The sequence below is a fragment of the Streptomyces sp. P3 genome, assembly GCF_003032475.1.
In the GTDB taxonomy this organism is placed as follows: domain Bacteria; phylum Actinomycetota; class Actinomycetes; order Streptomycetales; family Streptomycetaceae; genus Streptomyces.
In genome coordinates this window covers 2,520,513-2,546,020 of the sequence record NZ_CP028369.1, presented here as the reverse complement: position 1 = coordinate 2,546,020, position 25,508 = coordinate 2,520,513, and the positions used below count along the sequence as shown (strand labels likewise).

Sequence of the window (25,508 nt, the reverse complement as noted above, 5' to 3'; positions counted from 1 at the left end):
AGTGGTGGTTCATTTGGGGTGACGGAAATCGACGCGTACGGGGCGGACCGTGGCACCGTGGGGCCCGGAGCCCGTGAAGGACCCGGACTTCAGAACGAGCGGACCCCGGCGAACCCGAGCCCGAACCCGAACCGAACCCCGAGAACGACGTACGAGAGGGAACCCTGATGCGGGACGCGTACCACGAGGAACTGGACTCGATCGGCGACAGCCTGGTGGAGATGGCCCGGCTGGTCGGGTCGGCGATCGGACGCGCCACGACCGCCATCCTCGACTCCGATCTGAAACTGGCCGAGAGCGTGATCGAGGCCGACCAGCGGGTCGACGAGCTGCAGCACGACCTGGAGGCGCGGGCCATAGCGCTGCTGGCGCGGCAGCAGCCGGTGGCGACGGACCTGCGGATCGTCGTCACGTCCCTGCGGATGTCGGCCGACCTGGAGCGGTCCGGCGACCTCGCCCAGCACGTGGCGAAGCTGGCCCGGCTGCGCTTCCCGGGCCGCGCGGTCCCGCACGACCTGCACGCCACGATCCTGGAGATGGGCCAGCTCGCGCAGCGCCTGATGGCGAAGGCGGCCGAGGTCATCATCACGAAGGACGTCGACCTGGCGCTCCAGCTGGAGCAGGACGACGACGAGATGGACCTGCTGCACCGCACGCTCTTCCAGCACCTGCTGGACGACAAGTGGAAGCACGGCATCGAGACCGCGGTCGACGTGACCCTGCTCGGCCGCTACTACGAGCGGTTCGCCGACCACGCCGTGGCCGTGGCGAAGCGTGTGGTGTTCCTGGTGACGGGCGAGCACGCGGACGAGCTCCAGCAGGATCTGCAGCCGGAGATCCAGCCGGCGGCGGGCACGGGCGCCGGGACCGAGGCGTAGTCGGGTCGGGTCGGGGCAGGTCGGCTCGGGTCGGTGCGGGGAGTGGTGCGAGCCGGGGCGCGGGCCTGGGTGGGGCGTGGGCCGGGGCGTGCCGGGTCCGGCTCAGGGCGTGCGCAAGCCACTGTGCGCCGTTGATGCGCCCAGGGGAACGGGCATGGAATGGGCACAGGCCCTACGCCTCCGGGAGGAACCCATGGCCGAGTCCCCCAGCACCCCGACGTCCGACCCCACCCAGGAACACCCCACCGAGCAGCCCGCGGAGATCAGGAACCTCATGCTGATCGGCGCGTGCGGCTGCGGCTCCGGGTGCGGCTGCGGCTGCCAGGCGGGCAGCCCCTGCCAGTGCGGCTGAGGACGACCGAGCGACGTATTGCCGGACGAGGGCTCCGGCGCCGACCGTACGGCGCCGGAGCCCTCGTCGGTGCGCACGTCCGGCCGTCGCCCGGCCTCCCGTCGCCCGGCCTCCCGTCGCCCGCGGGGCCGCCCGCCCGGGTCGCCCCGGTGAGCCGGCGGGCGCAGCATGGATACGCGGGGGCGAAGAGACCGACCGACGCGAGATCGGAAGGGGGCGGGCACTCATGACCCGCTTCATGGACGTCCACCACGGCATGCACGGCATCACGGCCGACCAACTCCTCGAGGCCCACCGGGCGGACCTCGCCATCGAGGGTGAGGAGAGCGTGCACTTCGAGCGCGCCTGGGCGGACCCGGAGTCCGGAACCGTGTACTGCCTCTCCGAGGCGCCCTCGGCGGAGGCCGTGCTCCGCATCCACGAGCGCACCGGTCACATGGCGGACGAGATCCATCCGGTGCCGCTCGAGGTGTGAGCCGGGGTAGGCGTCAGGGCTTGACCGAGGAGACGGCGGTGACGGTCACCGTGTTGTCGCACTCGGCGAACTGACCGTCGTCCAGAGCCACTTGGTGCGATCCGGAGCCCGGCAGACCGACCACGACGGTCGGGTACACGGACGGGACCGCGCCGGACTTGCAGTACCCGTCGGCCTCGCCGTGCACCTGCACGAAGGTCAGCTTCGTCCACGCCCTGCCTCCCGGGGCCACGGTGACCGACGAGGCGGTCCCGGTGGTCGTGACGGCGAGCGGGGAGTTGTGCTCGGGGGAGCCGTTGCCGGCCCCCGCGACGGACGGATGGCCCTTGAGCACGCACGCCTTGCCGGAGACGTTGACGAACTCGACGATCGCGGCACCGGTCCCGGTCCCGACGGGCCGCTCGGCGGCCTGCCACGCGGAGACCTTCAGGCTCTTCGCCGCGCAGGCCGCGACGGCGGCGGGCGCGGAGGCGGACGCCTCGGGAGCCGTGGAGGCAGAGGGGGACGGGGCGGTGGGGGCGCCGGGCGCCGAGGCGGTGGGAGTCGCGGGAGTGGTGGGGCTCGATGTGCCGGGCGTCGCGGCGGCGGTGGGCGAGCTCGTGGACGAAGAGGCAGGCGAGGCGGGCGCGGAACCCGCCGGCGCCGACTGCGCGGGCTTCGACGGCGACTCGGTCGGCCGGCACGCCGTCACGGCGAGAGCGGCCGAGATGACGACGGCGGCAGCCACGGCCTTCCTGACCCCGCCCCCGGCCCGGCCCTCACGCCGGAACCCGCTCGAAATCCCGGTGCCGGTGCCGGTCGTCCGCCGATCGCCGTTCATGCCGTTGCCGTCGTTCATGCCGTTCATGCCGTTCATGCCGTCCCCCGAGGTTTCCGGTCGGCGGGGGCGCTCACCCTCGCCGTACTGCTCAGCGGCACAGACGGAAGGAGCGGCTCACGAGGTTCGGCCGGTCGTCGATCTGTGACGCGGCGGTGACGAGACGCCCGCTCGCCGTTCCCGGGCAGCGGGGCGACCATGGGAGACGGGACGGGGGCCGGGGGTGGTTCTGTTCGGGTTCGGGCACTGCACTGCGCTGGGAGGCACCCGTGGCGGGCACCGCGACGACCGAGACAGCCGGAACGACGGACGTGCTGATCGTGGGCGCCGGCCCGGTCGGGTTGAGCGCGGCCGCGGAGCTGCGCCGGCACGGTGTGCGCTGCCGCCTCGTCGACCGCCTGCCGGAACGGCTGCCGTACGCCAAGGCGGTCGGCATCCAGCCGCGCACGCTGGAGATCTGGGACCGGATGGGCCTGGCCCGCACGATGCTGGAGGCCGCCGCCGTGCTGCGCGGTCAGCTGATCTACGTCAACGGACGGGAGCAGGCCCGCATCGACCTCGTGCTGCCGCCCGAGGTGCCCTACGAGTTCGCCGCCCTGCCGCAGTACGAGACCGAACGCCTGCTGGAGGAGTACGTGGCCGGCCTCGGCACCCTCATCGAGCGCGGCACCGAACTGCTGTCGTTCACCCAGGACGAGGACGGGGTCACCGCCCGCCTGCGCACGGCCTCCGGCGCCGAGGAGGAGCTGAGGGCGGGCTATCTGATCGGCTGCGACGGTGCGCACAGCACCGTGCGCAAGGGGCTGGGCCTCGCGTTCGAGGGGGCGGCCTTCGCCGAGGAGTACATGCTGGGCGACGTCGAGGCCGACTGGGACATGCCCCACGGCTACGGCATCCGCTCCCTGCACCACGCCGCCGACGGTTCCACGGACGACGCGCTGATCTGCGTGCCGCTGCCGGGCCACGGACGCTACCGGATGTCGATGCTGGTCCCGCCGGAGCTCTCCACGGGGGCGCGCGGATCGTCCGGACGGGCCGACGGCGGTGCCTCCGCCGATGCCGGCGCGGGCCAGGGCGGGGGCGAAGGCGGGGGCGGGGGCGCGGGCGAGGGCGCTGACGACGGCGTGGCGCACGGTCTGGAAGGCGGCCGCACGCCGGAGCTGCACCACCTCCAGGCCGTCGTCGACCGCCTCGCGCCACGGCCGGCGGTGCTCTCCCGGTTGCGCTGGTCCTCCGTCTTCCGCATCAGCCACCGCATCGTCGACCGCTACGGCGAAGGGCGCGTCTTCGTCGCCGGCGACGCCGCCCACATCCATCCGCCCACCGGCGCCCAGGGCATGAACACCGGCATCCAGGACGCCTGCAACCTCGCCTGGAAACTGGCGTCCGTCATCCACGGTGAGGCCGGTCCGGCTCTGCTGACCACGTACGACGCGGAGCGCCGGCCGGTGGGCGAGGAGGTCGTGGGGCGGACGGTCCGGCACGCCACCCGCGGCATCGAGGCCGACCCCGACGACCCCCGGACCGTGCTGCTGCGCGAGGCGCAGCTCCTGATCGACTACCGGGACGGCCCACTGGCCACCGACCCGCACGGCCCGCCCGGCGCCCCCCAGCCCGGCGACCGAGCCCCCGACTGCCGCGGCCTCACCGCCCCCGCCTCCGCCTACCCCTGGCGTCTGCTGGACGTGCTGCGCCACCGTCCGGGCCACGTGATCCTCCTGTACGGCGCGGGCCTGACGGACCTGGCGGCGATCGCCGAGGCCGGCCTGCACACCGCCGCCGTCGCGGGCGCCGTCACCGTGGCGGTACTCGACGGCGACACCGCGCCGTCCGCTCCCGACGCCCTGCCGGTGCCCGCCTACCGGGACACGGCCGACGAGTTCGCCCGCCTCTACCGTCCCGACGGCCCCACCGGCTTCGTCGTCCGCCCCGACAGCTACCTGGCGGCCCGCTTCCCCCTGAGCGCCACGAGAACAGCCCTGTCCGACTACTTCACCACCCTCTCCACCCCCGCCCCGTCCCGTTCCGTCACCTCCCGAGCCTGACGGCCCGGCCTCGAGCAGGTGAGGCACCGTATGGACGTCGAGCTGACGTACCGGAAAGGGCTGCTGCGCACCATCGGGGACGTGGAGGTCTCCTACGGCCGAAGGGAGTGGCTGGACAGCACCCCGCGCGCCTTGGGGCCATGGCCGCTCGAGTACCAGCGCTTCGGTGCGACGCTGCGCGCCGTGGGCGGTGTCGGCATCACCTACCGCAGGTGGTCCACCCTGCCGCGCACCGTCGGGCAGTGGACCTGTGGATGCAGCAGGTTCGGCGCCCGTCTGCTCAGCATCGGACCGTATGAGCTGAGGCACGACCGTGGCGGAAGCCGTGTCCGTGGCATCGGCCCGCTCGAGATCTTCTACGACCGGCTCGGCTCCCGCCCCGTTCGCGTGCGGCTGCACGACGGGAGCCGCACGCTGTCCGACGACCTCGTCCTGGCCCTCTTCCTCGTCCTGTTCTGGCAACAGCAGTCCTGGGACGCGGCCCAGCGGGCAAACAACTGAGACGGGAACCGAGAGCGGCGCGTGTGCCAGGAGTGGTACGGCGTACCGTGTTGCCGCAATCGCTGTCGGGCATAGTGCGCGAGACGCCGAGGAAGGACCATGAGGGCAGGCGATCACGAGTCGACGTCTGCGACGAGGCGTACCAGGACGGTGCTCCGTCGAGCGGCAGTGCACCTCGCCGCCATGCATCTGAGCGGAGCGATGCTGCTGCTCACCTTCCTTGTGCCACCGGCCTGGGCTCTGGACGCCTACGCGGCGGCCCCGGTCGACAATCCTTCGGCGGACGTCCCGCCGTTCGCGGATCGGGCTGAGCTGGGGCTTCGACGGAACTCGAAGCACCGTTCCCGAACGCGTGGAGATCGTTCCCGGCTGCGTGCATAGTGCAATCGTGTAGGCCTCCGGCTCTCCGAAGCAGTGCCGCCGCCACCTGATCGGCTGCACCGTCATGGGGTTTCCCCTCACTCCACAGCGCGGCCGGTGAGTTTACGGCTCCCGGCCGGTCCAAGCTCGTGACACCCCAGGAAAGGAAACCGCCATGTCGGAGCTTCTCGTCGACTTCATCACCTCCCTCGACGGCCACGCATCGGGAGAGGGATGGCCCGGATTCTGGGGCCTCGAGGGCCCGGAGTACCTCACATGGCTCGGCGAACAGCCCAAGGCCACCTATCTGATGGGAGCGAACACCTACCGCCTGATGTCGGGCTTCGCCGCAGGCGAGGTCCCGACCGGCCAAGACGAGTTCAGGCCGGAAGAAGAGGCGTCCGTCGACGAGCTCACGCAGGCGTCCAAGGTGGTGTTCTCCTCCTCACTCGAGGAGCCACTGACGTGGGCCAACTCCACGCTCGTCCGCGACGACGCCGTCGAGGCGGTCCGCGCCATGAAGTCGAGTGGCTCGGGGCTCCTCAGCACGATCGGCAGCCTCAGCCTGAGCCGGTCCCTGCTACGAGCCGGACTCGTCGACCGCTTCCGGGTCGTGATGTTCCCGGTGGTCACCGGGGCCACGGGCGAAGAACGCATCTACGACGGTTATCCGGACGTTGCCCTCGAGATGATCGAGCACCGCACCTTCGACGGCCGCATCCAGCTGGTCGAGTACAGGCCCCGCGTGCTCGAGCACCCGCCGCTCGGCACCCCTGCGTGACGTCGCCCCGTCCTCCGCCGGTCTGGACGGCCGCCAGACCGGCGCCGCGGGCGCGGAGCAAGACCTGACAGGGGACGAACGGCCGACGTCAGGACGCCCGGTCCGTCGTCCCTGTACGGCGCCCGTCTCGAACGCGTCCCTGAGCCGCGCTCGCGCCGCGGCCGTTGGTATCCCGGTGCGGCCGACCCGGCAGGCAAGCATGTGCCTCGCTGCACCCCCATCCACCAGCGGCGAGGTGCGAGGTTGATCGGTGCGCGGACGGTGATGGACGGAGGTGGATGCAACCAGAACTGCAACCCAGCGGACAGTGGGTTCCTCTTGGTCAGACCACTGACTGTGCCGGTCCGTGTGCGGTGCCCACGAGGGCGTGTGTCAGCTGACGGGGTATCCCTGGGCGAGGGCGGACCTGCGGAAGGCGGGGAGCTTGTCGAGGGGGACGGCGAGGTGGCGTTCGCCGAGGCGGGTGCAGTGGGTGCGAGTGCGGCGGTCGGTGGCGAGGAGGGCCGCGACGGCGGGGTCCGCGCACCCGATGAGGTGCACCGGTCCGGTGTCGCGGACCTGGCCGACGCGGCGGGCGGCGTCGGCCGGCAGGGTGGTGATCGTCTGCGGGAGCGGAGCGGCGGTGTTGGCGTCCAGATGGTGTCGGAGTTCGGCGAGATCGCGGCCCGCGTCGACGGCGGCGAGCAGCGAGGCGGAGGTCAGGGACCACACGCGGTCGCCGGTGCGTTCGGCGAAGGCGTCGAGGAGGAGGGTCTCGGCGGGGGCGAGTCCGTCGAGGGATGACTGGTCGGTGGCGTGGACCGGGTGCGGCTGTGAGCTGTGCGGCACCCTGGGTGCGTTTCTCGGCTCCCGGTCGCGGCGGACGCTGGAGTGGCCGCTGGCGAAGGACGGGCGGCGGCACGTGCACAGCGGGATCGCCACGGCCGAGCTGCCCGTAGGCCATCAGACCAGACGGCAGGGGCGCCCGTACACGCTGGTGCTGACGAAGACCGAGGAGCTGTTCTCGCGCGAGCGGGCGATCCGCCGTCGGGCCGGAGCCGACCTGACCTGGCTGGCCTCGGCATGGAACCTTTCCGGCGAGGTCGGAGTTGAGCCGGGGCCGTAACACGTGGCGTGGCGCCAACGGCTACTGATCCCGGCCAGGCATCGTGCGACCAGTGGTTTTTCTCGGCCCGTGTTTGCGATCTGCACACAACGGTTCGCCGACATCGCTTTACGCAGCGCGACTGGTTCGCACTTCCTGATCGGCGGCGGAGCCGTCGTGGAGTGCCCCGGAAGCGAAGCGTTTCGAGCCACGAGAGGCAGCCCTCTGACAGTCAAGGGCCGACCCGGTGTCCATGCCAGGGGGCGGGGACTCACCTCTTGCTCGAGAGGCGGATGAGAACGCCGCGGAGATCGATGTCGCCGCGGCCATCCGGCCACTTACCTTCCACATTCATGTACATCTGCTACATTCATGACATGAGTGAACCAGTGATCGAATCCATGGCGGATGTCCGCAGCCACCTCGCTGACGTCATCGATCGAGCCCGCCGGGAGGACACCCCGACGATCATCACTCGGCGGGGCAAGCAGGAAGCCGTCGTGATCGACATCCAGGAGTACCAGCGCCTACGTGAGATCGCGGAGAACACCGAAGAGGCGTGGCTCAACCGACTTGCCGACGAAGCCGAGTCCGAGGGTGCGCAGGGGTCGGTCTCGCTCGAAGAGATGGCCGCCTTGCTACGTGCCGATCAGGGCTGACCTCATGGGGTACGTCACGCGCTTCACGCCGCACGCTCAGCGGGACATGCTCAAGATCCCGCGCCCGGACGCCCTGCGCATCCTGTACCGCCTCACCGAACTCCAGAAGGCGCTGGACGCCGGGGGCGCCGCCTCCTTCGACGTCAAGGTCCTCCAGGGGCACAGCGCCCGCTGGCGGCTCAGGGTCGGCGACTACCGCGTCGTCTACACCGTCGAGGACGGTCAGCTGATCGTGTGGGTCCTGGCCGTCGGCAATCGCCGCGACATCCACCGCCAAGTTCCATAGGTCCTCCGCGGTGCAGGTTGGCGCCGACCGCTCGCCGGGGGTCGCGGTGAGTGCGCCTGTCGGCTTGTCGAGATGTCCTGAATGTCGACTGTAAACGCAACCAGAACTGCAACCGACGCACAGCGAAGAGCTGAGCCGCAATTGCGGCTCAGCTCTTCGCTTCGCCTGGTCAGGCGGGAGCGGAGGATACGAGATTCGAACTCGTGAGGGGTTGCCCCCAACACGCTTTCCAACTGTGTCGGGGGAGATCCGGGCTCGGTTCCAGGGCGTTCACTTGCGTTCATGGGCGTCTGGCCCGTGAGGCGAACTCAGCGCGCGGTCTTTGATGAACAACCGTGAACGGCGCTGAAATGAGACGGATGCTGGCCGCGACGAGCTGCCTCGAAGGCTGGGTCCCTCTCTCGCAGGAGCACGCCCTGGAGTGGTGCTCAGGGGTGCCGCTGAGCGCGGATGTCGCAGCAACCACGGGATCAGGGAAGCCACCCGGCCTCGTGAAGCGCGTCGAAAGCCATCTCGTCGACGGCGGAGACTCGGTCCCGATCGGCGTAGCGGAACCACGCCTTCTCGGCGATCTCCCTCGACGGGGTCAGCTCGCCGACGTGATCGGCGGTGTAACAGATCATCCGGAAGGGGCCGTGATCCGGATGGCCCTCGCCGATCTCGAACGTGCCGAAGCGCACCATGGAACCAGGGTCGACAGCCGCCTGCAGTTCCTCGTCGATCTCCCGCACCAGGGTCTCGCCGTCGGACTCGCCCGGCTCACGATGACCGCCCGGGAAGTAGAAGCGATCTCTGCCGTGACTACGCGTCACCAATACCCGGTCGTCCCGAACCAGGATCCACGCCACCTTCTCCGGCACACCATTACCACTCGCCATGGCCCTGGACCGTATCGGAGGGCACCGTCCTCGTCAGCACCGTCCAGCCCCAACCCGCTGCCGGCGACGTCCACATGAGGGAGCTGTGCCGACGGGAACGTGACGCCGCGCTTGGAGGACGACCGCTTCGTCCCGAAGCAACTCGGGCGAGGTTGTTGCCTTGGGCTGGAGTGACTCTCACCCGTGCTGATGGTGCGCAGACGTTCGCGGTCGTCCGCCGTTGTCCGTCGGCGTTGTCACACAGTTGGACACTCACCCGCCCACCTCGGAACCGTGAATGGTGCGTTCGATGTCGTGTCATGTCGTGCACACAGCCGAGCCGAGATCCACCTCCTGCCTCCCCTGGGCAGGCTCCGCGTTGTTGGGAGCCGCCATAGGCTGCGTCGCCTGGTCGCTGACCGTTTGGGCGCGCGCATACTGCGACGCGGGTTACGACGCCGGCGGACGCTTCGAACTCAACTTCCTGCTCCCTCTTGTCGTGGGAGGCGAGGCACTCGTTGGACTCGTGGCGCGGGCCATCGGCCGATGCCTGGTGGTTCGCGCGCCAACGGCGGTCCGAGTCTTACTGCCGACGCTGCTGGTGGTCGTCGCGACGGTGTCGTTGGCCTGGTGGCTCTTCACGACCCGAGGGACGCTGGACGGCTATCCCGGCGACTCCGGGCTCTGCCCCGTGAGTAACGTCCCTCCACAGTGGCCTGACTGGATCCCCGTCTGATCAGCCACACCCGATCACCGGCGGTCGCGCCCTGCCCGATCGATCAACTCTCTGACCGGCAAGGGCCCGGACCGTGATCGATCCGGGGCCGCTCGCCTGGTGCCGAACTCGACGATGGGGCGCATCGGTTCGAGATCGTAGGGGTTGGGAGACACCGAAGCGTTGAGTCCCCTGAGGCACTGCGCTGGATCAACGTGACTGAGACGGAGCTTCCCGAACTGCTCCCTGCTGGCGCTGAGCGTCACCAGACAGGGTGAGACCTCCTGCCCGGTGGCCCGGTCGATGGTTCTCACATGGCCGCGAACGGCTGCTGGGTGGTGGCGACGACACGTCGGCGGCCGCTCTCGCTCCATGCTGAACCCGGCGTACGGCCAACACGCCTTCCAACTTTGCGGTGGTGGGGTGTTGGGGCGTGTACAGGGGCGTTCACATGGGTTCATCGGCGGCCGGCTCGCGTGGCGAGCCGGACCGACGGTCCGCTCTGAACGGCCTTGAACGGGGGTGAATGAGACGGAAACGGAGACGGCCGCGCTCCTTGTCGCAGCATGTCAGCGCGGCCTGTCGTCGGATCCGGGCAACCCTCAGGGGCGGTCAATAACGCCGCCGGCTGGGTCGGTTCCTACTGTGCTGCCCACCGCCGCAGCTTCCTGGTGGCGTGGTCCTTCTGCAGTCGGGTTGCAGGGGATTCCCTCGCGGTCATCACGAGCGCCATGATGGGGGTCCATCGCGTACGCCCCTTGCGAGTCGTCCATCGGACCGCCGGAAAGCTCGTGATCTGCGTGACGTGCTCTCGCGCGATAACCCGAGTGCACAGGTATCCCCGGATCACCATCGTCGTGTGCTGACACGTTACGCCGAGCCGGTATCCCCTGACGGAGATGACGGCCGACCCGATCAAGGCGAGGCAAGCCGCGAATCGCGGAAGGTCGTCACTGGCCTGTACCGCATAGGCGACGGCCCCAACTGCTGGGATCGCCCCGAGGCTGCCGTTCGCGAGACGGTTCAGCCTCGACAGCGACAGCTCCATGAGACTCCTCACCCGTACCGGGGACGCGTCGGCGAGCGTACAGGCGGAAACACCCCTTCTGGAAGGTACGCCGGCAAATCTCCGGCTCCCTGACCTGGAGGTTTCGCAGGGAGCGGGTGACAACGATCCCTGAACGAGGAGGTGCGGAAGCGCGCGCTCGCGGGCGCCGGAGTGTTCCCTCAGCGGAAGCCGGGCGGCTCGTACGCCGAGTCACGCGAGAACGGCATGCACGCCCTCCGCCACTTTTACGCCTCGGTGCTCCTGGACGCCGGAGCCCGGAGAGCACACGGCCCCGTTGCCCCGACGGCCCAGAGACGGCCCAGAGACAGCGAAAAGCCCCCTCCCAGCGGAGAAACCGCAGTTCGGGGGCATGATCGCGATCTCTACTTCTTCTTGCCCTGGTTTTTCACTGCTTCGATCGCTGCTGCGGCCGCCTCGGGGTCGAGGTAGGTGCCGCCGGGGTTGAGGGGCTTGAAGGCGGCGTCGAGTTCGTAGGAGAGGGGGATGCCCGTCGGGATGTTCAGGCCCGCGATGTCGGCGTCCGAGACGCCGTCGAGGTGCTTGACCAGGGCGCGCAGGGAGTTGCCGTGGGCGGCGACCAGGACCGTGCGGCCGGCGAGGAGGTCGGGGACGATGCCGTCGTACCAGTAGGGGAGCATGCGGACGACGACGTCCTTCAGGCACTCCGTGCGGGGGCGGAGCTCCGGCGGGATCGACGCGTAGCGCGGGTCGTCCGACTGGGAGAACTCCGTGCCGTCCTCGAGGGCCGGGGGCGGGGTGTCGTAGGAGCGGCGCCACAGCATGAACTGCTCCTCGCCGAACTCCGCGAGGGTCTGGGCCTTGTCCTTGCCCTGGAGGGCGCCGTAGTGGCGCTCGTTCAGACGCCAGGAGCGGTGGACCGGGATCCAGTGGCGGTCTGCGGATTCGAGGGCCAGCTGCGCCGTGCGGATCGCGCGCTTCTGGAGGGACGTGTGGACCACGTCGGGCAGGAGGTCGGCGTCCTTCAGGAGTTCGCCACCGCGGACCGCCTCCTTCTCGCCCTTCTCGTTGAGGTTGACGTCCACCCAGCCGGTGAACAGGTTCTTCGCGTTCCACTCGCTCTCGCCGTGGCGGAGGAGGATCAGCTTGTACGGTGCGTCGGCCATGCGTCCGAGCGTAATCGACGGCTCCGTTCGGTCGTACATCCGCTCATACAGCGGACATACCGGGGGCGCGCCGACGACGATTGACCGTTTCTGTTAATCGAGTGGCCCCGCCCCCCGCTTCCCTCGTAAGTTCTGAGTACCGCCTGCGCCGCTTACATCCCGGGGGATCCGCCATGCCTGTCGCCGTCCTGAGACGCGCCGCCCGAGAGACGCTCTCCGGGCTGCCCCGCGAGTTCTGGTGGCTGTGGACCAGCACCCTCGTCAACCGGCTCGGCGCGTTCGTCGCGACCTTCATGGCGCTGTATCTGACCCTCGACCGCGGATATTCCGCCTCCTACGCCGGGCTCGTCGTCTCGCTGCACGGGCTCGGCGGGGTCGTCTCGTCGCTCGGCGGCGGGGTCATGGCCGACCGGCTCGGACGGCGGCCCACGCTGCTCGTCGCGCAGACCTGCACCGCCGCCTCGGTGGCGCTGCTCGGGTTCGTGGAGCACCCGGTCGCCATCGCCGGGGTCGCCTTCCTCGTCGGGATGGCCTCCAACGCCTCCCGCCCGGCCGTGCAGGCGATGATGGCCGACATCGTGCGGCCCGAGGACCGGGTCCGCGCGTTCTCGCTGAACTACTGGGCCATCAACCTCGGGTTCGCCGTCTCGTCCATGGCCGCCGGGTTCATCGCCGAGGTCAGCTACCGGGCCGGCTTCCTCCTCGAGGCGGGGATGACGCTGGTCTGCGCGGTCGTCGTCTTCCTCAAGCTGCCCGAGTCGCGGCCCGTGCGGACGGACAGGGACGTCCGCGACGGTGACGCGGTCGGACTGGGGACGGTCCTGCGCGACGGACGGTTCATGAGTGTCGTCGGGTTGTCCTTCCTCGTGGCGCTCGTCTTCCAGCAGGGCGGCGTGGGCCTGCCCGTGGCGATGGGCGCGGCCGGGTTCACGCCGGCCGACTACGGCATGGCGATCGCCGTGAACGGCGTGCTCATCGTCGTGCTGCAGATCCCCGTGACGCGGTTCATCGAGCACCGCGATCCGCGACGGCTCCTGGTGATCTCCTCGGTCCTCGCGGGGTACGGCTTCGGGCTCACCGCCTTCGCCGGGTCGGTCGGCGTCTTCGCGCTCACCGTCTGTGTGTGGACGCTGGCCGAGATCGTCAACGCGCCGACGCAGACGGGGATCGTCGTCCGGCTCTCCCCCACCCACGGGCGCGGGCGCTACCAGGGCATGTACACGCTGTCGTGGGCGGTGGCGTCCCTGGTCGCCCCGGTGATGTCCGGTGTCGTGATCGACCGGTTCGGCGCGGAGTGGCTGTGGGGGCTGTGCGCGGTCGTCGGAACGGCCGCGGGCGCCGGGCACGCCGTGCTGATGCGGCGGCTGCCGGACGAGGAGCCGGTCGCCGCCGACGACCCGGTGACGGGCGGCTCCCCGGCCGCAGAGAACTCGGACGCCGAGAGCCCGGCCACCGGGAACCCGGCCACCGGGAACCCGGCCACTGGGAGCCCGGTGGCCGCCGCGAAGCCCGAGGTCGGCGCCGTCTGAGGCACGGGGCCGATCTGGCGGGCGGGTGCGCGGGCGCTGGGGGTCCCCGGCGCCCGCGCGGCGGTCAGGAGTGCATCCGGGCCCCCTTCAGCGCCTTGTCCACCGCGTTCTTCGGGCCGTACACGGCCAGCCCGACCAGGTCCAGCTCACCCGTGGGGACGGCGCGCACGGCCGCGCGGTTGTCGCGGTCGTTGCCCGTGGCGAAGAGGTCGCTCGCGAACACCGCGCGCGGGAGGGACCGGGAGAGCAGGCGCGCGTGAGCGGACTTCAGGGTCTCCTTCGTGCCCTCGAAGACCAGCACCGGCTGGCGGAACATCGGCAGGCAGGGGACACCGCCCGCGTTCTCGTACCTCCGCAAGCTGGTGGGGGTCACGCCGGGGCGGTACGGAGCGGGGCGGAAGTCCTCCGGCCGCTGATCGGCGGCGTCCGGCGGGCGAGGGTCGGGCCGGCGGGCCGGCGGGTCAGGCGGGCGAGGGTCCGGCCGGCCGGCGGGTCAGGTGGGCGAAGGCGTCCAGGTTGCGCGTCGGCTCGCCCCGGGAGACCCGCCACTCGTACTCCCGGCGGATGGCGCTCGCGAACCCGAGCTCCAGCAGCGTGTTGAACGCGCCGTCGGCCGCCTCCAGGACCTGGCCCATGAGGCGGTCGATCTCGTCGGCGGTGACGGCGGCGAGGGGCAGCCGGGCGGTGACGTAGACGTCGCCGAGCTGGTCGACGGCGTAACTCACCCCGTACAGCTTGAGGTTGCGCTCCAGCAGCCAGCGGTGGACGCCGGACTCGTTCTCGTCCGGGTGGCGGACGACGAAGGCGTTCAGGGAGAGGGAGTGACGGCCGACGATGAGGGAGACGGTCGTCTTGAGCTTGCGGGCGCCGGGGAGCTGGACCACGTACGAGCCGGGCGACGGGCTCTCCCACTCCAGCTCCGCGTCCTTCAGGAAGTCCTCGATGACCTGCGCGGCCGTCTTCTCCACGTCACCCATGCTCGGAGCGTACGCCACGGCGGTGGGCCTGGGCCGCGGCCGCGTAGACGTCCGCGGTGGCGGCCGCGGCGGTGTCCCAGCCGAAGGACCGGGCGTGCGCGGCGGCGGCCGCGCCCATGCGGGCGGGGAGTTCGGGCCCGTCGGCGAACCGCTCGAGCACGCGCGCGTAGCGGGCCGGATCGTGGCCCTGCACCAGGAAGCCCGTCTCACCGTCGCGGACGGCCACCGGGAGGCCGCCGACCGCGGCCGCGAGGACGGGTGTCCCGGCCGCCTGCGCCTCTATGGCGACCAGTCCGAAGGACTCGCTGTAGGAGGGGACGACCAGCAGCGACGCCGCCCGGAACCAGTCCGCGAGCTGTTCCTGGCCGACCGGCGGCCGGAACCGCACGACGTCGGCGACGCCGAGCCGCGCGGCCAGCTTCTGCAGCCCCTCCGGCTTGGCGAGGCCGCTGCCGCTGGGGCCGCCGACGATCGGCACGACGATGCGGGAACGGAGCTCGGGGCGCTCGTCGAGCAGCACGGCGACCGCGCGCAGGAGGACGTCCGGAGCCTTCAGCGGCTGGATGCGGCCCGCGAAGAGGGGGATCAGGGCGTCCTGGGGCAGGCCGAGGCGGTCACGGGCGGCGGCGCGGCCGTCCGCGGGGCGGAAGCGGTCGAGGTTGACGCCGGGGTGCACGACGGCGACCTTGCCGGGGTCGGCGTGGTAGTGGCGGGCGAGCTCCTCGGCCTCCTCCGTCGTGTTGGCGATGAGGCGGTCCGCGGCGACGACGATCTGGGTCTCGCCGATGACGCGGGCGGCGGGCTCGGGCGTGTCGCCGTCGGCCAGGTTGGCGTTCTTGACCTTGGCCATGGTGTGCATGGCGTGCACCAGCGGGGCGCCCCAGCGCTGGGCGGCCAGCCAGCCCACGTGGCCGGAGAGCCAGTAGTGCGAGTGCACTAGGTCGTAGTAGCCGGGGCGGTGGCCGGCCCAGGCCTGCATCACACCGTGCGTGAAGGCGCACAGCTGGGCCGGCAGGTCCTCCTTGGCGAGGCCCTCGTAAGGGCCCGCGTCGACGTGCCGGACGAGGACCCCGGGGGCCAGCTCGACGACGGGCGGCAGGCCGCCGGTCGTGGCGCGCGTGAAGATCTCGACCTCGATGTTGATGGCTGCGAGGCGCTGGGCGAGCTCGACGATGTAGACGTTCATGCCGCCGGCGTCGCCGGTGCCTGGCTGGTGGAGCGGGGAGGTGTGCACGGAGAGCATCGCGACGCGACGGGGACGGCGGTGGAGCCTGAGCCGCTGCGGCGCGGTCTGAGAGCGACGCCCGAGCTTGTTGACGTAGCTCACGTGGCGGTCCTCCTCGCTGCGGGCATGCCTGACGGAGGGTGTGGGGCGCCCTCCACGGAGCTGCAACCCGGACGAGCACATTCCCATTCCGGCGTGTTCCGCGACGCCGGCGTTTTTTGCCCAGCCATTACCGTCTGTCGCTCAACCGTTCGACCGCGTTCCGTGTGCGGGAACTCCGCGCGGCCGCACCGCATACCCTCGTAGGCATGACGTCCCGCGCCCCGACCCGCCCCGTGGGCACGGTCACGCGCGGCACGACCAACCCCAACCGGCTGCGCCGCATGGACCGCTGGATCGCCGCGACGCACGGCCGCGACCTGCGCCGGGCCGCCGATCCCGTCGCCGTCGACCTCGGTTACGGGGCCGCACCCTGGACCGCCGTCGAGCTGCTGGAGCGGCTGCGCTCCGTCGCGCCGCACGCGCGTGTCGTGGGCGTCGAGATCGAACCGGCCCGAGTGGCGGCCGCCCGGCCGTACGAGCGTGAGGGGCTGGCCTTCCGGCACGGCGGGTTCGAGATCCCGACCCCCCGGCGGCCGCACCTGGTGCGCGCCGCCAACGTGCTGCGCCAGTACGACGAGGGCGAGGTCGCCGCGGTCTGGCGGCGCCTGTGCGCGCGGCTCGCGCCGGCCGACCCGGCGACCGGGTTCCGCGGCGGCCTGCTCGTCGAAGGGACCTGCGACGAGATCGGACGCCGGCACGTGTGGGTGGCGCTGGGACCGGAAGGACCTCGCACGGTCACCTTCGCGACCCGGCTGGGCTCCCTGCAACGGCCCTCGGACCTCGCGGAGCGGCTGCCCAAGGCCCTGATCCACCGCAACGTCCCGGGTGAGCCCGTGCACGCCTTCCTGCGCGACTTCGACCGCGCCTGGGCGGCCGCCGCACCGTACGCGTCGTACGGCGCCCGGCAGCGGTGGATGCGCGCGGTACGGGACCTGACGGCCGGCTGGCCGGTGACGGACGGGCCGACGCGCTGGCGGCAGGGCGAAGTGACGGTGCGATGGGCGGCATTGGCACCGCGGGACTGACGGCCCTTGTCACGGGGACGACCACCGGGCGGTCAGCGGGCGACCACCCGGCGACCACCCGGCGACCACCCGGCGACCACCCGGCGACCACCCGGCGACCATGGGGAACGATCTCCGGGCGGCCACCGGGAACGATCTCCGTGAGTCGTTCGTCACACAGGCGGGGAGAGCGAATGTCGGGGCGGGCGGGAGGGGAAGGACTGCCGATGCCGGTTCCGTCGTCACCTCTGTCGTTTTCGGCCGTGACGTGGCACGATCCCCCGAGCACGTAAGTTACTGACGGTTAATCACACATGGGGGACGGGTATGGGAACGGGGAAGCGCGGCCTGCTCGCTGCAGCTGTGACCGTGGTCTGCGCGGTCACCGTGCTGGGGGCGCCCGGCGCGGCGTTCGCCAGCCCGAACCCCACGCCGGCCCCTACGCCGAAGGCGGGTTCGTCGGCCCCCGCACTTCCCTCGACCGCCACCAACAAGGACCTCGAGGCCGTCCGCACCCAGCTCGAAGCGCTGTACCACGACGCCGCGGTGGCCACCGACGCCTACAACGCGGCCGAGGAAGCGGCGCAGAAGCAGTCCGCGGAGATCGTCGAGCTGGCCAAGAAGATCGTCGCGGGCCAGAAGAAGCTGGACGACCTCAAGGACCGCGCGGGCGCCGCGGCCCGCGCGCAGTACCGCACGGGAGGCCTGCCCGACGAGGCGCAGCTGATGCTGAGCGACGACCCGTCGGAGTTCCTCGACGGCGCGGGCCGGGTCCGCCAGGGCCAGCGCGCGACCAAGGGTCTGATCGGCCAGCTGACGCAGGTCCAGCAGGACTTGGAGCAGTACTCCAAGGACGCCTCCACCCAGTGGCAGAAGCTGGAGGCGGGCCGCAAGACCAAGGCGGCGGCCCAGAAGAAGATCGAGAAGCAGATCGCCGCGGCGGAGAAGCTCGAGTCCCGGCTGGAGAAGAAGGAGAAGGAGCGCCTCGAGCAACTGGAGGCGCAAATCGCGCAGAAGGCGCAGACCGCCTGGCTGGACACCGGCATCCTCAAGGAGATCGACAGCGCGGCGTCCCCACAGGGCAAGGCGGCCGTGCAGTTCGCCACCGCTCAGATGGGCAAGCCGTACGTATGGGGCGCCGCGGGGCCGAAGAGCTTCGACTGCTCCGGTCTGACCTCCGAGGCCTGGAAGAGCGCCGGACGGCCGATCCCCCGCACCTCGCAGGAGCAGTGGAAGCAGTTGCCGCACGTCGCCGTCCAGGACATGCGCCCCGGCGACCTGATCATCTACTTCGGCGACGCCAGCCACGTCGCGATGTACGTGGGCGACGGCGCGATCATCCACGCCCCGCGCCCGGGCCGCACGGTCACGCTCGCGGGAGCGGGCACGATGCCGATTCTCGGAGTGGTCCGCCCGGACGCGTGACCTCGCCCGTCCGACCCGCGCCGCCTCCTCCGTGCGGCCCGCCCGCGGCCTCGTCCGTGTGATCCAGGACACCTCCGTCGGCCGCCCGGACGCGTCGAACCGGGGGCGACGTGACGTTCGTCATCCCCTCCCGGGTGTCGGCCTGTCCAACTGCGGTAGGGATCGCGGCATATGACAGGGGCCAGAGATCGAGCGGCGTGCCGTACGCCATTCCGTTGCAGCGCCTTCTGCCGCTATGGTCCCCGTCGGTGGGTCGAGGTCCCTCGCCCCCGCCATGCCCTCGGGGGGAGGGAAGGAATCCAAGACGATGCCCGTACCCGTACCGCGGCAGAGAGCGATCCCGGCCGTGGAAAGTGGTCAGGCGCAGGACGTGCCCGCAGTCGGCCACCCCTCTGAGGAAGAAGCCGGGCGCCGGGAAGAGCAGGCCTGTCGCAACGAGACGACGGTGGCGAACGACGCCGTCCCCTCCGGCGCGCTCCATGACGCGCGCGGCGGAGCACACCCGCACACGCAGGGCGGCGCGCACCGCAACACGCATGACGGAGCGCTCAACGTTCCGCCCGTGGACGGCGTCCACCATGGCGTGAACACCGCAGGCGTGAGCACCGCAGGCGTGAGCGCGCCCGTCGTCGCCGTGACCGGCGTCACCGCCCCGGGTACTGGCGCGACCGGTGCGGGCGCCGCGCACACCCCCCTCACGCTGCTGCTGATCGAGGACGATCCCACGGCCGCGCCGATCTTCCGCGACCTGCCCGACTCGGACGGCAGGCCGATCCGGGTGCGCACCGCCCGCAACCTCACCGAGGCCGAGCGGCTGCTCACCGACGACGTGCACTGCATCCTGCTGGACATCGCGCTGCCCGTGCCGGGCCGCACGTCCGCGGCCGCCGGCGACGACGAACTCGCCGTGCTGCGACACGTGCTGCGGCTCGCTCCCCGGCACGCCGTGCTCGCGCTCACCGCCTCCGGCGACGCAGAGCGCGGTGCCGAGGCCGTGCGCGTGGGTGCACAGGACTACCTCTTCAAGGACGAACTGGACGGCCGTCTGCTGAGCCGCGCGATCCGGTACGCGGTCGAGCGGAAACGTTCCGACACTGCCGAGCGGCGGCTCGCCGAGGGCAAACTGCGCGCGCAGGAGAACGCCCGCCTGGAGCGCGGCCTGCTGCCCACGCCGCTGCTGGAGGGCTCTCCGCTGCGGTTCGCCGCCCGCTACCGGCCCGGTCGCTCGCGCGCCCTGCTCGGCGGCGACTTCTACGACACCGTCCGTACGCCCGACGGCACCGTGCACGCCATGATCGGCGACGTCTGCGGGCACGGCCCGGACGAGGCCGCGCTCGGCGTGGAGCTGCGCATCGCCTGGCGGGCGCTGACCCTGGCGGGCCTGTGCGGGGACCAGTTGCTGAACACACTGCAGCAGGTGCTGGAGCACGAGCGCGACGACGACGAGATCTTCGCGACGCTGTGCACGGTGGACATCGCGCCCGACGGCCGCCGGGCGGGCCTCTGCCTGGCCGGCCACCCGGCGCCGCTGATCGCCCGGCCGGACCGGCCCGCGCGCCTGCTGCCGTACGACAACAACGGGCCCGCCCTCGGCCTGCTGCCGGGCGCCCGCTGGCCGCGGACGCAGGTCGAGCTGGGCGCGGAGTGGAGCCTGATGCTGTATACCGACGGCCTCATCGAGGGGCGGATCGGCGAGGGCAGGGAACGGCTCGGCCAGGACGGCATGGTGCAGATGATCCGCCGCCAGCTCGCCGAGGGGCTCAGCGGAGAGGCGCTGCTGCGCGCCGCGGTGAGCGAGGTGCGCGAACTCAACGGGGGCGAGCTGACGGACGACGTCGCGGTGGTCCTGCTGGACCGGGTGCCGTAGGAAGGCGCGGGACGCGCGCGCCCGTTACTGCGCCGCCTGCCGCGTCTACTGCCGTGGGTGGTGCCGTGACCGGGCCGGACTCGATGACGCAGACGCGGAGGATGACGAAGACGCGGAGGAGCCCTAGCGTCCGCCGTTGTACGGGCCGTACGGGCCGTCGCTGCTGCTTCCGCCGCGCCGGCGGCCCCAGCCGCCGCCCGAGACCTGCCGGAGGGCCGGGCGGACGTCCACGAAGAAGACGATCGAGGCGACGAGGCCCGCGAGCTGCAGGAAGAGCATCGGCACCAGGAGGTTCACCGCGACCGCGATGCCGAGGATGATCAGCCAGAAGCCCTTGTTCTGCTTGTCGGCGGCACGATACGCGTCGTCGCGGAACAGCGCGGCCATCACCAGTGCCACCACGGCGAAAGCCAACATGGCGAGGTAGAGCAGCCACATCAGCCCCGCGAAGCCTGCCATCAGCACAACGCCCACCACCTGATTCGACGCGTCTCGTCCCGGACTCGACCTGCTCGTGTCCTACGCGGTCACCGTACCCGCAACCGCGCTCCCGCTACCCGTACAACGGGCCGGGCACCTCGTCAGTGCCCGGCCCGGGTCCGTATGTCGTCTTCTGCCGTGTCCGTCCCGGCCCCCGGTCTCACTTGGCGGGGGGCGTCGTCTTCTTCGCGGCGGGCTTGCGCACCGGGGCCTTCCGGGTGACGGGCTTCTTCGCCGCGGCGGTCTCGGAGCGGGCCTCGGCCGGAGCGGTCTTCGGCTCGTCGGTCCGCAGCTGGACCGGCTCGGGCTTCGGCGCCGTCTTCGGCTCGGCGTTCGGCTCGACGGCGATCGCGAGCTCCTCGATCTCCTCGGCGGCCTCGCCGCGCCAGGTCCGCACGGCCTGCTCGCCGTGCTCGGCGACCTTCTCGTAGGTCTCACGGGCCTTGACGGCGTACTCGGCGGCGACGCCGACACCGCGCAGGGCGAGGTCCTGGGCGGACTCGCCGAGCTTCTTCAGGTCGGCGTCGAGGGTGCTGCCGATCTTCTTGATGTCGCCGTCGAGGGTGGTGATGAAGTCGGTGACCTTGGCCTGGAGGGACTCCTGCGCCTCCTTGGCGCGGGCGGTCGCCTCCTTGGCGCGGGCCGTCGCCTCCTTGGCGCGGGCGTTGGCCTTCTCCTGCACGGACTTCGGGTCGGTGTTGCGAACCGCCTCGAGACGCGCCGGGGCCTCGGTGCGCAGCTGCTCCACCAGACCCGGCACCTTCTTCGCCTGCTGGAGGGCCAGGTCGGCGGTGCCCGCGGCGAAGTAGAGCGGAGTCGGGTCGCTGAGGGTCTTGCGCAGGTCGTCGGTGATGGCCATGGTGAAGGTCCTCCCGGATTCACATTCGTCTGTGTTCGTCTGTGGGTCGTGCGCGCCGAGTACGCCCGAGTACGTCGCCCTCGGCTGAGGGTCGTGCGGTTCCGCAGTGGTGCGGCCGGTCCCCTGGTCCGGTCAGCCGGCCGTCTGCTGCGGATCGACGTCGCTCCCGTGGGCCCGAGGGCCCGTTGCGTCCGTGCGGCCGTCGTCGCTCCCGATCCCGTTCTCCCTGCGGAAGGACTCGTAGATCTGGAGCAGCGCCTGCTTCTGGCCCTCGGTCAGGGTGGGATCGGCGAGGATGACCGCCCGGGTCTCGACCTCGTCCCGGTCCCGCTCCGCGTCGAGGATGCCGGCCCGCACGTACAGCGTCTCGGCGGAGATCCGCAGCGCCTTGGCGACCTGCTGCAGCACCTCCGCGCTCGGCTTGCGCAGCCCGCGCTCGATCTGGCTCAGATACGGATTGGACACCCCGGCGGCGTCGGCGAGCTGCCGGAGCGAGAGCTGCGCGTTGCGCCGCTGCTCGCGCAGGTAGTCACCGAGGTTGCCGACGTTGAGCGATGCCATGCCTCCACCTTGCACCACCCCCGCTAACTTTTGCAAGCACCTGCTTGCAAAAGTGTGCCACGCCACTTGTGACCATGTGTGACTGAGCACGACAGGTGTCCGTTCCCAGGAGATGTGGCGAGTCCCAGTGGTTCGGACTGGCCTATGGACGTCGCGCGACGAAGACGAACTCCTCACCTGGCCTGTCAGGCGGGTCGGGACTCCCACGGCCTGGCTCGGGCCAGCGGAAACCGTCAGGTCAACGGCTGCGGAGATCGAGTATCGGCTCGGCGACCCCGACGGCATAGCCACACTCATCGCCGCGGTAACACCAGTCAGCGCGTGACGATGCAGAAGGGATGCCCGGCAGGGTGTGTGAGGACCCGTGCCTTGTCCCCGTGCGGCTGGTGATCCGGCTTTCCCGCACCCAGCTCCAGCAGAAGCACAGCAGTTCAGGGCCTCCCCATGCCGACAGGTTGTCTGGGACAGGACAGGACCGCACACACTCCTGAACCGGGCGGCCGCCCGGTTCAGGAGGGCTGTACCCGGTCGAAGAGGGTGAGGGCTGCGGCGGGGTCCGGGCTCACGAGGCGCTCCAGGCCGGCCGTCGTGAGCTTGGCCCACCTGTCGGCCCGCGCCCACATCCGTTCCTCGAAGGCGCGGACGGCGTCGTCGAGATCCTCGGGGCCGGCGGCGATGGACTCCGCGAGTTCGGCGCCTTCCAGCATCGCGAGGTTCGCGCCCGCCCCCAACGGGGGCATCAGATGGGCCGCGTCGCCCAGCAGCGTCACCCCGGCGACGTGGGTCCAGGTGTGGGACACGGGCAGGACGTGGAGGGGGCGGTGGACGAAGGCGGTGCCGTGGTGGAGGAGGTCGAGGACGGGGGCGGCCCAGCCGTCGAACAGAGCAAGCAAACTCGATCGGACGGCCTCGACGTCGGCCAGGTCGAGGTGGGTGTGCCAGTCCAGCGGCGCGCGGAACTGTGCGTACACCTTGGCATGACCGCCGCTGTTGCGCTGGGCGACGAGCTTGCGGTTCTCGCCGTACACGGCCACGGAGCCGTCGCCGATCAACCGGGCGAGGTCGGGGTGCCGGGTGTCGACGTCGTCGAGGGAGGTCTCGACACCGGTGACGCCGGTGTAGTGCGGCGTCACCGGCGAGACCGCCGGTCGGGTCCGGGACCAGGCGCCGTCCGCGCCGACCACGAGGTCGAACGCCTCCTCTCGTCCGTCCGCGAGATGGACCCTTACGCCGCCCCCGGCCCCCGGCACCACCTGCGTCACGCCGTGCCCCCACTGGACGTCGAGAGGGCCGAGCAGCAGGTCACGGAGTTGCCCGCGGTCGATCTCGGGATTGGCCAGGTCATCCGGACCGGGTCGCCAGTCACGCAGGACGGTCCCGGCCGTGTCCAGGATGCGCATGGCCTGCCCCTCGGGACGGGACAGCTCCTGGAACTCCGCCAGCAGCCCCGCCTTGTCCAGCGCGAGCTGGCCCAGCCCTTCATGCAGGTCCAGCGTGCCGCCCGGGGGGCGGGCGTCGGGGGCGGGATCGCGTTCGAGGACGGTGACCGGGTGACCATGGCGGTGCAGGACACGGGCGAGGGTGAGGCCGCCGGGACCGCCCCCGACCACTGCGATTCGGTGTCTCATGTCGATACACTGTATCGATGCCAGACGTTGTATCGCAATAGTACGGTGTGACCATGACTGTGTGGGACCGGCCTGAGCCGCCGACTCGCCCCGTGCCGCTCGACCGGGAGCGGATCGTCGCCGCCGCCGTCGCGCTGGCCGACGTGGGCGGGCTGGAGGCGGTGTCCCTGCGCAAGGTCGCCGCCCGGCTGAACGCCGGCCCGATGCGGCTGTACGGATACATCTCCACCAAGGAGGAGCTGTTCGACCTCATGGTGGACGAGGTCCAGGCCGAGATCCTCCCCGAGGAGAAGCCCGACGACTGGCGGGAGACGCTGCGCGTCCTCGCCCACCGCACCAGGCAGGCCGCTCTCCGTCACGAATGGCTGGCCGACCTGCTCGGCGGCCGCCCGGCCCTGGGCCCGAACGGCCTCGCCCTGACCGAGGCCACGCTGGCCGCACTCGACGGCCTCGCCGACGTCGACACCGTCATGCGCGCCATGGAGACCGTCAGCGCCTACTTCACCGGCGCGATCAGGCGCGAGATCGCGAACCTGCGGGCCGAGCGCGCCACGGGCCTGTCCAAGCACGACTGGCAGCGCGCCTCCGGGCCGCATGTGACGAGAATGCTGGCCACGGGCCGCTTCCCGGCGCTGGCCAAGGCCGTGCACGACGGCACGGACGTGGACCCCGAGACATCCTTCGCGACCGGCCTGGACTGGGTCCTCGACGCCGTGGCCGCCAAACTCGCCCGACCGCAGGCGTGACGCCCGGATCCTGCCGAGTCCGAGCAGGACAGAGGTCGGCGCCCGGTGTCCGCGGGACTTCGACGAACCCGCGCTTCCTTTCCGGAAACGGCCCGAACGGTGACGGATGACGGATCAGGGTCGCAGGTCACGGGGCACGGATCACGGGTCACCGTCACTGTTCGGGCCGACGCCGCTCACTCCGGCGCTTTTCCTGCGATCCGGCACTGCGACGGATTTCGGCCTCGGGGCGGACAGGAGAGGCCTCGAACGGATGAGCACCCTTGGCCGGGAATGCGGCCGTCGGGCGGTGCGGCCGACTCCGGCTGTTCACCGGCCGGAATTCGGACACGCCACCTCAGGCCGTATTGCCGCGGATGCTCGCCGCCGTGCGACCCGGGCGTACGGACCTCGCACACACGTCTCCGACGTACAAGAACCCCACGAGGGACGCCCGCCTGGGGCACGACTCCAAACGATCCGACTCCCGATCAGCGCGCCAAAGGGAGGCCGGAATTCCGATGAGGCCGTTGCTTTACCGGCCGACATGCCACTACTGTCCGCGAGGTTCCGGACCGGAACCCCTTTCCCCGCACAGCACATTCAGAGACCTTTCGGGAGAAACCCTGTGGCACGCCTGTGGGAAATACAGGAAAGCATCGTCGTCGACGCTCCCGGCGCAGAGGTCTACGCGGCGCTGTCCCATCTCCGGAACATGGGGGCATGGAGCCCGGAATGCTTTTACGTGTGGCATCGCGGCACGACGGCACGTGAGGGGACCGGATTCGTGGGGTTCAACCGCAAGGGCCCTCTGGTGTGGTTCACGACCTGCCGGGTCACCGTGGCCGACGCGCCCCGCGAGTTCGCGTTCCGGGTCAGCACCTTCGGCCTGCCCGTGGCCCTGTGGGGCTACCGGCTCGAGCCGGAGGGTGACGGAACCCTCGTCACCGAGTACTGGCGGGACCTGCGGAGCGGGGCCGGTTCGCGCGTCACGGAGCTGCTCGGACTCCTGTTCACCGGCACCCGCCCCGAGGCCCGTGCGGCGGCCAACCGAGCCGGCATGCGCACCACTTTGCTGCGGCTGAAGCGGGCCGTGGCGGCCTGAGGGACCGGCGGACAGCCG

Annotated in this window: 25 protein-coding genes and 3 pseudogenes; 16 read left to right on the top strand and 12 right to left on the bottom strand. The window is 71.1% G+C overall.

The window, feature by feature from the left end; translation table 11 throughout:
- Window positions 1–167 precede the first annotated feature (167 nt).
- The 3 genes from phoU to C6376_RS11465 all read left to right on the top strand — a co-directional run bounded on the left by phoU (window position 168) and on the right by C6376_RS11465 (window position 1,705).
- A complete protein-coding gene (gene phoU / locus C6376_RS11475; protein WP_107443321.1) occupies window positions 168–878 on the top strand; it encodes a phosphate signaling complex protein PhoU in 711 nt (236 codons plus the stop codon).
- Between the two features lie 193 nt (window positions 879–1,071).
- On the top strand, window positions 1,072–1,230 hold the full coding sequence (locus C6376_RS44420) for a hypothetical protein (RefSeq protein WP_173985627.1): 159 nt from the start codon (window positions 1,072–1,074) through the stop codon (window positions 1,228–1,230).
- A gap of 226 nt (window positions 1,231–1,456) precedes the next feature.
- Window positions 1,457–1,705: an SCO4226 family nickel-binding protein gene (locus C6376_RS11465; RefSeq protein WP_107443319.1), complete on the top strand. Its 249-nt coding sequence runs from the start codon at window positions 1,457–1,459 to the stop codon at window positions 1,703–1,705.
- A 13-nt stretch (window positions 1,706–1,718) separates the two neighbouring features.
- On the opposite strand, the gene C6376_RS11460 is transcribed toward C6376_RS11465, so the two are convergent.
- A complete protein-coding gene (locus tag C6376_RS11460) occupies window positions 1,719–2,561 on the bottom strand; it encodes a DUF4232 domain-containing protein (protein WP_367881041.1) in 843 nt (280 codons plus the stop codon).
- A gap of 230 nt (window positions 2,562–2,791) precedes the next feature.
- Here C6376_RS11460 and C6376_RS11455 point away from each other — a divergent pair, with 230 nt between their 5' ends.
- From C6376_RS11455 to C6376_RS11445, 3 genes are all read left to right on the top strand, one after another.
- Window positions 2,792–4,567, top strand: coding sequence for an FAD-dependent monooxygenase (locus C6376_RS11455; protein WP_107443318.1), 1,776 nt, complete (start codon window positions 2,792–2,794; stop codon window positions 4,565–4,567).
- 30 nt (window positions 4,568–4,597) lie between these two features.
- The gene (locus C6376_RS11450) at window positions 4,598–5,068 is read left to right on the top strand and encodes a hypothetical protein (RefSeq protein ID WP_107443317.1); all 471 of its coding nucleotides are present in this window, start codon (window positions 4,598–4,600) and stop codon (window positions 5,066–5,068) included.
- A gap of 535 nt (window positions 5,069–5,603) precedes the next feature.
- A complete protein-coding gene (locus C6376_RS11445; RefSeq protein ID WP_107443316.1) occupies window positions 5,604–6,209 on the top strand; it encodes a dihydrofolate reductase family protein in 606 nt (201 codons plus the stop codon).
- 372 nt (window positions 6,210–6,581) lie between these two features.
- Here C6376_RS11445 and C6376_RS11440 read toward each other — a convergent pair whose 3' ends face one another.
- Window positions 6,582–7,037 carry a helicase-associated domain-containing protein gene (locus C6376_RS11440; RefSeq protein WP_107443315.1) on the bottom strand — a complete coding sequence of 152 codons (456 nt, stop codon included), beginning with the start codon at window positions 7,035–7,037 and terminating at the stop codon, window positions 6,582–6,584.
- 73 nt (window positions 7,038–7,110) lie between these two features.
- Here C6376_RS11440 and C6376_RS44700 point away from each other — a divergent pair, with 73 nt between their 5' ends.
- From C6376_RS44700 to C6376_RS11425, 3 genes are all read left to right on the top strand, one after another.
- Entirely contained in the window at window positions 7,111–7,314 is a 204-nt protein-coding gene (locus C6376_RS44700; protein WP_216825585.1) for a hypothetical protein, read from the top strand.
- 332 nt (window positions 7,315–7,646) lie between these two features.
- Window positions 7,647–7,952, top strand: a complete 306-nt coding sequence (locus C6376_RS11430; protein ID WP_216825584.1) for a type II toxin-antitoxin system Phd/YefM family antitoxin — start codon at window positions 7,647–7,649, stop codon at window positions 7,950–7,952.
- Window positions 7,953–7,956: 4 nt separating this feature from the next.
- Window positions 7,957–8,238, top strand: a complete 282-nt coding sequence (locus C6376_RS11425) for a type II toxin-antitoxin system RelE/ParE family toxin (RefSeq protein WP_107443313.1) — start codon at window positions 7,957–7,959, stop codon at window positions 8,236–8,238.
- Between the two features lie 470 nt (window positions 8,239–8,708).
- Here the strand turns inward: C6376_RS11425 and C6376_RS11420 are convergent, their stop codons facing one another.
- Complete coding sequence (locus tag C6376_RS11420; protein ID WP_107443312.1) at window positions 8,709–9,116, bottom strand: NUDIX domain-containing protein; 408 nt, start codon at window positions 9,114–9,116, stop codon at window positions 8,709–8,711.
- A gap of 1,868 nt (window positions 9,117–10,984) precedes the next feature.
- On the opposite strand from C6376_RS11420, the pseudogene C6376_RS45135 reads away from it, so the two are divergent.
- Window positions 10,985–11,131 (top strand): annotated as a pseudogene (locus tag C6376_RS45135) (site-specific integrase); the annotation flags it as partial.
- A 110-nt stretch (window positions 11,132–11,241) separates the two neighbouring features.
- Here C6376_RS45135 and C6376_RS11395 read toward each other — a convergent pair.
- Complete coding sequence (locus C6376_RS11395) at window positions 11,242–12,003, bottom strand: phosphoglyceromutase (protein ID WP_107443310.1); 762 nt, start codon at window positions 12,001–12,003, stop codon at window positions 11,242–11,244.
- A 173-nt stretch (window positions 12,004–12,176) separates the two neighbouring features.
- On the opposite strand from C6376_RS11395, the gene C6376_RS11390 reads away from it, so the two are divergent.
- Window positions 12,177–13,532 carry an MFS transporter gene (locus tag C6376_RS11390; protein ID WP_107443309.1) on the top strand — a complete coding sequence of 452 codons (1,356 nt, stop codon included), beginning with the start codon at window positions 12,177–12,179 and terminating at the stop codon, window positions 13,530–13,532.
- A 64-nt stretch (window positions 13,533–13,596) separates the two neighbouring features.
- Here the strand turns inward: C6376_RS11390 and C6376_RS11385 are convergent.
- From C6376_RS11385 to mshA, 3 genes and pseudogenes are all read right to left on the bottom strand, one after another.
- Window positions 13,597–13,881 (bottom strand): annotated as a pseudogene (locus C6376_RS11385) (DUF2000 family protein); the annotation flags it as partial.
- A gap of 112 nt (window positions 13,882–13,993) precedes the next feature.
- Entirely contained in the window at window positions 13,994–14,509 is a 516-nt protein-coding gene (locus C6376_RS11380) for a YbjN domain-containing protein (protein ID WP_107448903.1), read from the bottom strand.
- A complete protein-coding gene (gene mshA / locus C6376_RS11375) occupies window positions 14,502–15,836 on the bottom strand; it encodes a D-inositol-3-phosphate glycosyltransferase (RefSeq protein WP_107443307.1) in 1,335 nt (444 codons plus the stop codon). The genes C6376_RS11380 and mshA overlap by 8 nt, the downstream gene beginning before the upstream one ends.
- Window positions 15,837–16,042: 206 nt before the next feature.
- Between mshA and C6376_RS11370 the strand changes: the two genes are divergently transcribed.
- From C6376_RS11370 to C6376_RS11360, 3 genes are all read left to right on the top strand, one after another.
- On the top strand, window positions 16,043–16,861 hold the full coding sequence (locus tag C6376_RS11370) for an SAM-dependent methyltransferase (protein WP_107443306.1): 819 nt from the start codon (window positions 16,043–16,045) through the stop codon (window positions 16,859–16,861).
- Between the two features lie 306 nt (window positions 16,862–17,167).
- Window positions 17,168–18,265 (top strand): C40 family peptidase, encoded by a 1,098-nt coding sequence (locus C6376_RS11365; RefSeq protein WP_107443305.1) that lies wholly within the window; start codon window positions 17,168–17,170, stop codon window positions 18,263–18,265.
- Between the two features lie 307 nt (window positions 18,266–18,572).
- Complete coding sequence (locus tag C6376_RS11360; protein WP_107448902.1) at window positions 18,573–20,132, top strand: PP2C family protein-serine/threonine phosphatase; 1,560 nt, start codon at window positions 18,573–18,575, stop codon at window positions 20,130–20,132.
- A 123-nt stretch (window positions 20,133–20,255) separates the two neighbouring features.
- Here the strand turns inward: C6376_RS11360 and C6376_RS11355 are convergent, their stop codons facing one another.
- The 5 genes and pseudogenes from C6376_RS11355 to C6376_RS11335 all read right to left on the bottom strand — a co-directional run bounded on the left by C6376_RS11355 (window position 20,256) and on the right by C6376_RS11335 (window position 23,660).
- Window positions 20,256–20,597 (bottom strand): DUF2516 family protein, encoded by a 342-nt coding sequence (locus tag C6376_RS11355; protein WP_107443304.1) that lies wholly within the window; start codon window positions 20,595–20,597, stop codon window positions 20,256–20,258.
- A 175-nt stretch (window positions 20,598–20,772) separates the two neighbouring features.
- Window positions 20,773–21,471, bottom strand: a complete 699-nt coding sequence (locus tag C6376_RS11350; RefSeq protein ID WP_107443303.1) for a hypothetical protein — start codon at window positions 21,469–21,471, stop codon at window positions 20,773–20,775.
- Window positions 21,472–21,603: 132 nt separating this feature from the next.
- Window positions 21,604–22,032 carry a helix-turn-helix domain-containing protein gene (locus C6376_RS11345; RefSeq protein WP_107443302.1) on the bottom strand — a complete coding sequence of 143 codons (429 nt, stop codon included), beginning with the start codon at window positions 22,030–22,032 and terminating at the stop codon, window positions 21,604–21,606.
- Window positions 22,033–22,346: 314 nt separating this feature from the next.
- Window positions 22,347–22,451 (bottom strand): annotated as a pseudogene (locus tag C6376_RS11340) (VOC family protein); the annotation flags it as partial.
- A gap of 90 nt (window positions 22,452–22,541) precedes the next feature.
- Complete coding sequence (locus C6376_RS11335; protein WP_107443301.1) at window positions 22,542–23,660, bottom strand: NAD(P)/FAD-dependent oxidoreductase; 1,119 nt, start codon at window positions 23,658–23,660, stop codon at window positions 22,542–22,544.
- Window positions 23,661–23,713: 53 nt separating this feature from the next.
- Between C6376_RS11335 and C6376_RS11330 the strand changes: the two genes are divergently transcribed.
- Both C6376_RS11330 and C6376_RS46375 read left to right on the top strand, forming a co-directional pair.
- Window positions 23,714–24,406, top strand: a complete 693-nt coding sequence (locus C6376_RS11330) for a TetR/AcrR family transcriptional regulator (RefSeq protein ID WP_107443300.1) — start codon at window positions 23,714–23,716, stop codon at window positions 24,404–24,406.
- A 106-nt stretch (window positions 24,407–24,512) separates the two neighbouring features.
- A complete protein-coding gene (locus C6376_RS46375; protein ID WP_319594720.1) occupies window positions 24,513–25,490 on the top strand; it encodes an SRPBCC family protein in 978 nt (325 codons plus the stop codon).
- Window positions 25,491–25,508: the final 18 nt, after the last annotated feature.

What these genes read in the sequence shown, in the direction of transcription:
- phoU (WP_107443321.1), top strand. Translation starts at nt 168, where the DNA reads ATGCGGGACGCGTACCACGAGGAACTGGACTCGATCGGCGACAGCCTG.
- C6376_RS44420 (WP_173985627.1), top strand. Translation starts at nt 1,072, where the DNA reads ATGGCCGAGTCCCCCAGCACCCCGACGTCCGACCCCACCCAGGAACAC.
- C6376_RS11465 (WP_107443319.1), top strand. Translation starts at nt 1,457, where the DNA reads ATGACCCGCTTCATGGACGTCCACCACGGCATGCACGGCATCACGGCC.
- C6376_RS11460 (WP_367881041.1), bottom strand. Translation starts at nt 2,561, where the DNA reads ATGAACGGCATGAACGGCATGAACGACGGCAACGGCATGAACGGCGAT.
- C6376_RS11450 (WP_107443317.1), top strand. Translation starts at nt 4,598, where the DNA reads ATGGACGTCGAGCTGACGTACCGGAAAGGGCTGCTGCGCACCATCGGG.
- C6376_RS11445 (WP_107443316.1), top strand. Translation starts at nt 5,604, where the DNA reads ATGTCGGAGCTTCTCGTCGACTTCATCACCTCCCTCGACGGCCACGCA.
- C6376_RS11430 (WP_216825584.1), top strand. Translation starts at nt 7,647, where the DNA reads ATGTACATCTGCTACATTCATGACATGAGTGAACCAGTGATCGAATCC.
- C6376_RS11425 (WP_107443313.1), top strand. Translation starts at nt 7,957, where the DNA reads ATGGGGTACGTCACGCGCTTCACGCCGCACGCTCAGCGGGACATGCTC.
- C6376_RS11420 (WP_107443312.1), bottom strand. Translation starts at nt 9,116, where the DNA reads ATGGCGAGTGGTAATGGTGTGCCGGAGAAGGTGGCGTGGATCCTGGTT.
- C6376_RS11395 (WP_107443310.1), bottom strand. Translation starts at nt 12,003, where the DNA reads ATGGCCGACGCACCGTACAAGCTGATCCTCCTCCGCCACGGCGAGAGC.
- C6376_RS11390 (WP_107443309.1), top strand. Translation starts at nt 12,177, where the DNA reads ATGCCTGTCGCCGTCCTGAGACGCGCCGCCCGAGAGACGCTCTCCGGG.
- C6376_RS11380 (WP_107448903.1), bottom strand. Translation starts at nt 14,509, where the DNA reads ATGGGTGACGTGGAGAAGACGGCCGCGCAGGTCATCGAGGACTTCCTG.
- C6376_RS11370 (WP_107443306.1), top strand. Translation starts at nt 16,043, where the DNA reads ATGACGTCCCGCGCCCCGACCCGCCCCGTGGGCACGGTCACGCGCGGC.
- C6376_RS11365 (WP_107443305.1), top strand. Translation starts at nt 17,168, where the DNA reads ATGGGAACGGGGAAGCGCGGCCTGCTCGCTGCAGCTGTGACCGTGGTC.
- C6376_RS11360 (WP_107448902.1), top strand. Translation starts at nt 18,573, where the DNA reads ATGCCCGTACCCGTACCGCGGCAGAGAGCGATCCCGGCCGTGGAAAGT.
- C6376_RS11350 (WP_107443303.1), bottom strand. Translation starts at nt 21,471, where the DNA reads ATGGCCATCACCGACGACCTGCGCAAGACCCTCAGCGACCCGACTCCG.
- C6376_RS11345 (WP_107443302.1), bottom strand. Translation starts at nt 22,032, where the DNA reads ATGGCATCGCTCAACGTCGGCAACCTCGGTGACTACCTGCGCGAGCAG.
- C6376_RS11335 (WP_107443301.1), bottom strand. Translation starts at nt 23,660, where the DNA reads ATGAGACACCGAATCGCAGTGGTCGGGGGCGGTCCCGGCGGCCTCACC.
- C6376_RS11330 (WP_107443300.1), top strand. Translation starts at nt 23,714, where the DNA reads ATGACTGTGTGGGACCGGCCTGAGCCGCCGACTCGCCCCGTGCCGCTC.
- C6376_RS46375 (WP_319594720.1), top strand. Translation starts at nt 24,513, where the DNA reads ATGACGGATCAGGGTCGCAGGTCACGGGGCACGGATCACGGGTCACCG.